The organism is Halovulum sp. GXIMD14793, from assembly GCF_054457435.1.
On the sequence record NZ_JBTLNE010000119.1, the window covers coordinates 1 to 1,858 of the forward strand.

General features: G+C 55.4%; 3 protein-coding genes and 2 tRNA genes. 4 read left to right on the plus strand and 1 reads right to left on the minus strand.

The window, feature by feature from the left end:
• The 4 genes from ACW9UQ_RS18560 to ACW9UQ_RS18575 form a co-directional block, all read left to right on the plus strand.
• The coding region (locus tag ACW9UQ_RS18560; protein ID WP_458932471.1) for a hypothetical protein at positions 1-490 on the plus strand (490 nt) is incomplete at its 5' end.
• Positions 491-542: 52 nt separating this feature from the next.
• Positions 543-617 (plus strand) — tRNA-Val (locus tag ACW9UQ_RS18565).
• 22 nt (positions 618-639) lie between these two features.
• Positions 640-1,218, plus strand: a complete 579-nt coding sequence (locus ACW9UQ_RS18570) for a histidine phosphatase family protein (RefSeq protein ID WP_458932472.1) — start codon at positions 640-642, stop codon at positions 1,216-1,218.
• Positions 1,219-1,260: 42 nt separating this feature from the next.
• A tRNA-Val gene (locus tag ACW9UQ_RS18575) sits at positions 1,261-1,336 on the plus strand.
• A 23-nt stretch (positions 1,337-1,359) separates the two neighbouring features.
• Here ACW9UQ_RS18575 and ACW9UQ_RS18580 read toward each other — a convergent pair.
• Positions 1,360-1,770: a hypothetical protein gene (locus ACW9UQ_RS18580; protein WP_458932473.1), complete on the minus strand. Its 411-nt coding sequence runs from the start codon at positions 1,768-1,770 to the stop codon at positions 1,360-1,362.
• Between the last annotated feature and the right edge of the window lie 88 nt (positions 1,771-1,858).

Here is a 1,858-nt window from a genome sequence, read left to right on the forward strand (position 1 = left end):
CACACCTCCGAAGGCTCAAGGCCCGCACCTTCGAAGCGCTTTTCAAATCCGTTGCACAAACATGCGACCTCTTCCCACCAGACGAGTGCCGAAATCTCTTCAAGGCTGCCGGGTATGTTACAGATTAAATGGACGGTGCTCTAGACCCGTCAATCAACAGGCATTTTCCGCAGCCTCCGGCAGCGATGACGTCGCAGACTGCAATGATGAAGCCTGGTGGCACTTTGGTGCCTCCACCAGTCCCAAACCTGACCTGATGGCATCAATCTGGGGAGAGGCAAGCCCCGAATACATCCCTGATTTTGAGGGAGAGCAGCTTATCCTGCTTTGGCCCTCTATCCTGGGATCGCGGTCTTGGGGCGATGATTCCTTTCATCCAATCCTTCAAAATGCGATGCCCGAAGTAAGCGTGCAGCGGGTCTTGAGTGAGAAGGAAACAGGCGATTTGTTGCGGCGGATCGGGGTCAGCGCCCTCGACCGGGAAGAATGAGAAATGACTTGCAGATCGCAGGTCGTGCCGATATCCAACGCCCTGATTTAAGGGGTGATTAGCTCAGTGGTAGAGCGCCACGTTCACATCGTGGATGTCAGAAGTTCGACTCTTCTATCACCCACCATTCCAACCATCTGGGGACGCTCATGAACCTGCCAGAGTTGTATGTGATGCGCCATGGGCAAACCGAATGGAATGTCGCAGGGCGCTGGCAGGGGAAGTTGGATTCCCCGCTGACAAAGGTCGGCCGGGAACAGGCGCACAGGCTGGGTGAAATTCTGCGAAGACATGGGGCCGGACCAGCAACATACCGGATCTATTGCAGCCCCAAAGGCCGCGCGCGCGCAACGGCTGAAATCGCAATCGCTGGGCGGGGGGGCACGGTTATCTATGATGACCGTTTGCAAGAGATCGACGTCGGCGATTGGACAGGCAAAACCCGGGATGAGATTTATGACACCAATCCCTGGATCACCGACGAAACGCCGTTTCTCGACATCTATGCCAATGCTCCCAAAGCGGAAAGCTTCGATGACTTGTGGAACCGTGTAAGCGGCTTTTTACAGGATTTGACGGGCCCGTCTTTGATTTTCACGCACGGTATCACCTCACGTTTCCTGCGTGCCGTTGCCACCGGACGAACCTTGGCGGACCTGTCGGAACTGCCGGGCGGGCAGGGTGTTGTGCATTATGTGTCAAATCAAGAGCACAAGGTGCTAAGCTAGCTCTTGCATACCGCGCGACAACCGACTAAATCACGCGCTACCGGGTGATTAGCTCAGTTGGTAGAGCGCTTCGTTTACACCGAAGATGTCGGGAGTTCGAGTCTCTCATCACCCACCATAATACCTCAAAACGTTTGCAACCTAACGCAATGCGCCCAGCACATTTGCAAAATCGTCTGTCCAGGCGGCTTTGTCATCGCTGATCAGCGTATCCCATCTCGGCTGGGTCGCGAACTCCGTCAGGCGTTCCGGATCGGCACTCATGATAACAACGCGCGATGGCACTCCTCCCTCTCCAAGTGGGACGCCGCTGTGCGGATGAAACTGGTGCAGTGCAGTTAGGCCCAGCCGCTTGGCGGCGCGTGCCAGAACCGGGGCCAAGGCAAAAAACCTGTTGGAGATATGGAACACCAGAACGCCATCTGCCTTTAGTCTGGAGCGATATATATCTATCGCTTCCAGTGTCATCAGGTGAACAGGGACAGAGTCGGAACTGTAAGCGTCAATGATCAGTATGTCATATGACCTGCCCCCCGAGGCTCCCTCATTCATAACGAGAGTCTGCGGGTCTGGTTTTCATATTCGTTGGTTTCGTTTTGGGCAAGCGCGCCGGGCGCGGAGCCCTCAAATTGCTCAAGCG